Here is a 6026-nt window from a genome sequence, read left to right on the forward strand (position 1 = left end):
GTCCATGATGATCATATGGGCGAACAGCGTCATGTTGGGCGCGATCGGTTCGGGATTGCCCTGGTAGAACATCGGCATGTCCATCCAGGACGGAGTGAAGCGGGCGCCGACCGAATAGCCGCAGGCGTTCAGCCGGTGCTTGGTCAAGCCGTGCGCCTCCATGGTGCGGGCATGCGCATCGAAGACGTCGCCGAAGCTGTTGCCCGGCGTCATCGCCTTTTCGACAGCCAGGAGTGCCGCGCGGGCGGCGTCGAACAGTTCCTGATGGCGCTTCGACACCTTGCCGGTCAGCACCGTGCGCATCATCGGTGCGTGGTAGTGGTTGAAGACGCCGGCCCATTCGAGCGTCAGCTGGTCATTTTTGGTGAGCTTGCGGCGGCCGGCCTTGTAGCGGCACAGCAGCGCATCGACGCCGGAGCCGATGATGAATTCGTTGGCCGGATAGTCGCCGCCGCCGGCAAAGATCGCACCCTGCATGGCGGCCAGGATCAGGGCTTCGTCGCCGCCTTGCTTGATCAGCGGCAGCGCCGCGTCGAGCGCATCGTCGGAGAGATTGGCGGCCTTCTCGGCCTTGGCGATCTCGGCCGGGCTCTTGAACAGGCGCAGGCGGCCGACAATGCCGGACGCATCGGCGATCTGGCCGAAGGTCTGCAACTGTTCGTCGAGCCGTCGGCCATTGAACGCGGTCAGGCCATGGGTGTCGTATTCGACACCGATGCGGGCTCCGAGCAGGTCGAGTTCGTTGAGCAGATTGCGCAGGTCTACCGCCGGATTGGCGCCATTACGGTCCGTCCACAAGACGATGTTGTCGATAATTGAGGTCTGACGCGCCTGGCGCAGGTCGGCCGAGCGGGTCAGCAGCACCATCGAACCGTCGGCCTTCACCACCAGGCACTGGAAGAAGCAGAAGCCGAACGTGTCGTAGCCGGTCAGCCAGTACATGCTTTCCTGCGCGAACAGCAGGATGGCATCAAGCTTTTTTTCGGCCATCTCGATGATCAGCCGGTCGCGCCGCGCGTCAAATTCAGATCGTTCAAAATGCAGCGCCATTATTCCCTCTCCAAGACGATTGCCGAAACCTGCCGGCCGTAATCGGGCTCCTTGCGATGCGTGGTGCGCCGGTAGGAGTAGAACAGGCCTTCCTCGGCGTAAGTGCAGCGGTCGAGGCCTTCAGCCGTCACGCCGGCCTCGGCCAGCCGGTCAACCGTGTAGCGGTTGAGGTCGAACATGGCATGGCCGGCATTGGCGGACGGCGCGAAATAGAGGATGTTTTCGGCGTCGGCATCGACAAAGCGGGCGACGAATTCCGGGCCGACCTCGTAGTTATCAGGGCCGATGGAGGGGCCCAGCACGGCGACGATGTTTTGACGCCGGGCACCGAGGCTTTCCATTGCCAGGATGGTGTTTTCGAGCACGCCGGTGAACGCGCCTTTCCAGCCGGCATGCGCGGCGCCGATGATGCGCGCCTCAGCATCCGCGAACAGCACGGGACCGCAATCGGCGGTCGAAGCGCCGATGGCGATGCCCGGCCGGTCGGTGACGATGGCGTCTGCCTTGGGCCGCTCGCCGGCAAAGGGCTCCCTGGCGATGATGACGTCGGGCGAATGGATTTGCCAGGCGGTCAACAGATGGTTCGCCGGCACGCCCATCCAGGCGGCGACGCGGCCGCGGTTCTCTGCGACCAGCGCCTGGTCGTCATTCGATCCGGTGCCGATGTTGAGGCCCTGGTAGATGCCGCCGGAGACACCGCCGATGCGGGTGAAATAGCCGTGGCGGATGCCTTGTGCCTGCGCCTTGTCCAGCAGCGGCGACCGAACGGGATCCGGTTTGGTCTGATTCAGCATGCGGGCGTTGTTGTCCGTGTGGGCGGTTTCGTCAAGAAGAAGGTGCTTGGTCGAGAACAGGCGCTGCAAAGCGCGGACGGGAGATTGGGAGGGGCGGCGGTAAAAAGTCAATCCGCCCCGGCGAAGGGCCGAACCGCCACGCCGCGAGGCAGTACCGCAAGCACCTTGAACAGCTCGCCCATGGCTTGCGGCCCTGCGAGGCGCTCGACGTCGCCGGCGATCCTTTCGCGCGCCGCCTGGCCGGCATCGGCGCCAAGCCGGCCGGCGCGCTCGAGGATGCCCATGCCGAGCAGGAAGTCGCCCTGTGTCGTCAGATGGGCTTCGAGGCGATGTGCACGCACGATCGCGGCCAGGGCGGCGAAATCGACATGGGAGGTGAGGTCGGCCTCACCGGGATTGGCCAGCACATCTTCGTGATCGTGGCTGCGCAAGGCCTGCAGCGTGTCCCCGACACCCGGCTGGAGATGGCCATAGTCGAGAAACAGGCCAGCGCCGCCATGCCTGGATATGCGCTCGGCGATCGTTGCCATGAGCGCGGTGCGGGCAGGCGCCACTTCGGCGATCGAACCTTGCGGCGCTTGGGTGGCATCGGCGGGCAGCAGCGTCGGGTCGACCGAGCCGGCGCCGGCGAAGAAGCAAAGGTCGTTGGTCTCGTCGAGGCCGACCACGCGCTCGCGCCAGCCGGCGCCGGCGCGGAGGAACTGGCGGATGGGCACGGCGTCGAACAGTTCGTTGCCGACGATGAACAGCGGTTGCTGCGGCAAGGTCTCGATGGTTTCATGCCAGCCAACCGCGAAGGGTGTGGCGCCAAGCGTCTGCTTTTGCACCTCGGTCAGGCGCGGGCTGGTCTCGATCATGGCGAAGGTGGCGCCGCTGGCCAGATCAGGATCGAGCCGCGACAGCGTACGCAGCATGTCCTTCATCAGCGTGCCGCGGCCGGGGCCGATCTCGGCGATGGTGGCCGGCAGCGGCCGGCCGCTCGCCTGCCACGCCTGGTACATCCACACGGCGACCAATTCGCCGAACATCTGGCTGATCTCCGGCGCGGTGATGAAGTCACCGGCCGCACCAAAAGGCTCGCGCGTCGTGTAGTAGCCGTCCGCCGGGTCGAACAGGCACATCGCCATGTATTCGTTGATCGGTATCGGCCCCAGGGCCTCGATCAGGTCGACGATGCGGGTCTTCAGCCGTGTCATGCCGGCTGCGGCTGCGTCACCGGCTTGGCGGTCAGCATCGCCCAGATGCCGGCCAGCACCATCGGCGTCGACAGGATCATGCCCATGGTCAGCCAGTTGGTGCCGAGGAGGTAGCCGAGCTGCTGGTCGGGCTCGCGGAAGAACTCGACAAAAATGCGCGACAGGCCGTAGCCGCAGATGAAGGCGCCGCCGACGAAGCGCGGCGTCTTCAGCTTGAGGCGCGAATGGGTGAGAATGCGCAGCACGAGGAACAGCACCACGCCTTCGAGAAGCGCCTCGTAGAGCTGGCTCGGGTGACGGGCAAACGGCCCGCCATTGGGGAATTCGAAAGCCCAGGGCACGTCGGTTGGGCGCCCCCACAGCTCGGAGTTGATGAAGTTGGCGACGCGCACCAGGCCAAGGCCGACCGGCACGCCGGCCGCCACGACGTCAAACAGCGACCAGGTGCGGATGCCGCGCTTGATGGAAAACAGCGTCATGGCGAGGATGACGCCAAGCAGGCCGCCATGGAACGACATACCGCCTTGCCAGACCGCCAAGATATCGAGCGGGTGGGCGATGTAGCGTGGCAGATCATAGAACAGCACATAGCCGGTGCGGCCGCCGAGCACGACGCCGATGGCCGCCCAGACGATGAAGTCGTCGAGATCCTCCGGCTTCATCGGCAGGACGCCGTTCGGCCACAGCCTGGCATTGCTGGCAAGCCGCTTGGCATACCACCAGGCGAACAGGATACCGACGATATAGCCGACGCCATACCAGTGCACCGCCAGCGGCCCGATCTGGATGAGGATCGGGTTGATGTTGGGGAAGGGCAAGGAGGCCAGCGGCAGCAGGAAATATTCGTTCAACGGGGAACTCTCATTGCGAAACGCGTTTGCGCGCGGACCATGCGGCAGGGTTTTGGCAGGGTCAAGGCAAGGTGGGCGCCCTCGACTTGATGCCGCAGCGCGGCGCAACATGCTTGCATTCGACGCGCAGCGCCACTACGTCAATTTGTGCAAGCGCGAGGATTTGCCATGTCGACCGGACCGAACCGCATTCTCGATGAATTCGCCAAGCTGATGACCGACGCCGCCGGCGCCGCCCAGGGCGTGCGCCGGGAGGTGGAGACGGCCTTCAAGGGGCAGGCCGAACGCATTCTCAACACCATGGACGTGGTGCAGCGCGAAGAGTTCGAAGCCGCGCGCGAGATGGCCGCCAAGGCGCGGGAAGAAAACACTCGCCTTGCCGCCCGCATCGAGGCGCTCGAGGCGAAGCTTGCCGAACTGGCCGGTGACGCCACACCAGCGACGGCGGCCAAGCCGCGCACAAAAAAATAATCGTTAAACTTTTCCACATAGCCCGATCCTGAAAAGCGCTTTGCCGTGAATCGCTTAACGGCATTGCATGAATCTTTGTGACAGCGGCTTTCCACATGCGAATGACGCAGTGCGAAAAATTGGGCTGTTCACGCGACTCCCGATCAATAGACTGAATTTGTTGCATGATTCGGAGCAGGGTCGTGCGACCGGGCGGTGGGGTCCGGTCTGGGGTCTTTGCGTCGAGAAGGTAGTCTTTGCGCGAAGAAAGTCCTGGCCGTCCGAGTTCTAGACAAGATTGTTCGTTGTGTGTGCCCTCCCGCGGAGCGTGTGGCGGCGCTCGTACAGAACGACAGGAAGCATTCCATGGAACTTCTCGAATTCGAATTCTCCCGCGAAATCCATCCGGTGGATGTTATCGAGCAGGTGGCCCACAACAACGACTGGTCCTTTGAGCGGGCCGGCGACGACGAGATTTCGATCTCGGTTGCCGGAAGCTGGACCGACTATCACGTCTCCTTCTCGTGGATGGAGGATTTCGAGGCGCTGCACCTTGCCTGCGCCTTCGACATCAAGGTGCCGGAGACCCGCGCGCTGGAAGTGATGCGGCTCTTGTCGCTGATCAACGAGCAGATGCTGTTTGGCCATTTCGACCTCTGGGAGCAGGAGGGCGCGATCATGTTCCGCCAGTCGCTGCTGCTGGCCGGCGGGGTCGAGCCGTCGAGCCAGCAGGTCGAAGTGTTGCTGTCGTCGGCGCTGGAAGCCTGCGAATGCTATTTCCAGGCGTTCCAGTTCGTCGTCTGGTCGGGAACCTCGGCCAAGGACGCCCTGGCCGGCGTGCTGTTCGAGACCTACGGCAACGCCTGAGTCCCCGCAAGGCAGACAAGAACCAAGATGAGTTCGAACAGCGAGCGCAAGCCCGAAATCAGTTTTGCCGATTTCGATCGTGTCGACATCCGCGCCGGCACGATCGTCGAGGCCGAGCCGTTTCCCGAGGCGCGCAAGCCCGCATTCAAGCTGAAGATCGATTTCGGCGCCGGCATCGGCATCAAGAAATCGTCGGCGCAGATCACCAAATATTATACACCGGAGACGCTGATCGGCCGACAGGTGTTCGCGGTGGTCAATTTCCCGCCGCGCCAGATCGGTCCATTCATGTCGGAAGTGCTGACGCTCGGCTTTCCCGACGAAGAGGGCGCGGTGGTGCTCGGCGCGATCGAGCACAAGGTGCCGGATGGCGGGCGGTTGTTTTAGGCCGCCAGCTTGCGCGTCGTGCCCAGCGCTTCCTCGACCGTGTCGAGGAACATCTCTGCACAAGCCTTCCAGCTGTAGCGCAAGGCGCGTTCGCGTGCTTCGGCACGGTCTACATTGAGCGCGGCAAGCGAGGCCTCGCGCAGATCGTTGGAGACCGCGCCGCCAAAGCCGTCGCCGACAATGTCGATCGGCCCGGTCACCGGATAGGCGGCAACCGGCGTGCCGCTGGCCAATGCCTCGATGATGACGTTGCCGAACGTGTCGGTGCGGCTCGGGAAGACGAAGACATCGGCCGAGGCATAGATCTCGGCCAGTTCGTCGTTGGGGCGATGGCCGAGGAAATGCGCTTGCGGATATTTTGCCTTCAGCCTGGCAAGCTCAGGGCCTTCGCCGACGATCACCTTGCTGCCCGGCAGGTCGAGGTCGAGGAA

Annotated in this window: 8 protein-coding genes; 3 read left to right on the forward strand and 5 right to left on the reverse strand. The window is 63.9% G+C overall.

Going from position 1 to position 6026, the window contains the following annotated elements; genetic code table 11:
- The 4 genes from EOC06_RS24060 to lgt form a co-directional block, all read right to left on the reverse strand.
- Positions 1-1050, reverse strand: a 1050-nt coding sequence (locus EOC06_RS24060; protein ID WP_164898708.1) for a Xaa-Pro peptidase family protein, incomplete at its 3' end; no start/stop codon positions are given.
- Entirely contained in the window at positions 1050-1844 is a 795-nt protein-coding gene (gene pgeF, locus EOC06_RS24065) for a peptidoglycan editing factor PgeF (RefSeq protein WP_127380566.1), read from the reverse strand. The genes EOC06_RS24060 and pgeF, both read right to left, overlap by 1 nt.
- Before the next feature lie 107 nt (positions 1845-1951).
- A complete protein-coding gene (locus EOC06_RS24070; protein ID WP_128308958.1) occupies positions 1952-3040 on the reverse strand; it encodes a class I SAM-dependent methyltransferase in 1089 nt (362 codons plus the stop codon).
- A complete protein-coding gene (gene lgt, locus EOC06_RS24075) occupies positions 3037-3891 on the reverse strand; it encodes a prolipoprotein diacylglyceryl transferase (RefSeq protein ID WP_128308959.1) in 855 nt (284 codons plus the stop codon). Before lgt ends, EOC06_RS24070 begins: the two co-directional genes overlap by 4 nt.
- Positions 3892-4059: 168 nt before the next feature.
- Between lgt and EOC06_RS24080 the strand changes: the two genes are divergently transcribed.
- The 3 genes from EOC06_RS24080 (at position 4060) to EOC06_RS24090 (ending at position 5595) form a co-directional block, all read left to right on the forward strand.
- Entirely contained in the window at positions 4060-4362 is a 303-nt protein-coding gene (locus EOC06_RS24080) for an accessory factor UbiK family protein (RefSeq protein ID WP_013530008.1), read from the forward strand.
- A gap of 345 nt (positions 4363-4707) precedes the next feature.
- Complete coding sequence (locus EOC06_RS24085) at positions 4708-5208, forward strand: YbjN domain-containing protein (RefSeq protein ID WP_128308960.1); 501 nt, start codon at positions 4708-4710, stop codon at positions 5206-5208.
- A gap of 27 nt (positions 5209-5235) precedes the next feature.
- Positions 5236-5595, forward strand: a complete 360-nt coding sequence (locus EOC06_RS24090) for a tRNA-binding protein (protein ID WP_128308961.1) — start codon at positions 5236-5238, stop codon at positions 5593-5595.
- On the opposite strand, the gene EOC06_RS43360 is transcribed toward EOC06_RS24090, so the two are convergent.
- Positions 5592-6026 (reverse strand): glycosyltransferase (locus EOC06_RS43360; protein ID WP_245469989.1); only part of this gene is annotated, 435 nt, incomplete at its 5' end. The two genes, EOC06_RS24090 and EOC06_RS43360, sit on opposite strands and share 4 nt — an antisense overlap.

The sequence above is a fragment of the Mesorhizobium sp. M7A.F.Ca.MR.362.00.0.0 genome, assembly GCF_004023175.1.
Lineage (GTDB): Bacteria > Pseudomonadota > Alphaproteobacteria > Rhizobiales > Rhizobiaceae > Mesorhizobium.

Coding starts and splice junctions, on each gene's coding strand:
- pgeF (WP_127380566.1), bottom strand. CDS start 1,844: ATGCTGAATCAGACCAAACCGGATCCCGTTCGGTCGCCGCTGCTGGAC.
- EOC06_RS24090 (WP_128308961.1), top strand. CDS start 5,236: ATGAGTTCGAACAGCGAGCGCAAGCCCGAAATCAGTTTTGCCGATTTC.
- EOC06_RS24080 (WP_013530008.1), top strand. CDS start 4,060: ATGTCGACCGGACCGAACCGCATTCTCGATGAATTCGCCAAGCTGATG.
- EOC06_RS24070 (WP_128308958.1), bottom strand. CDS start 3,040: ATGACACGGCTGAAGACCCGCATCGTCGACCTGATCGAGGCCCTGGGG.
- EOC06_RS24085 (WP_128308960.1), top strand. CDS start 4,708: ATGGAACTTCTCGAATTCGAATTCTCCCGCGAAATCCATCCGGTGGAT.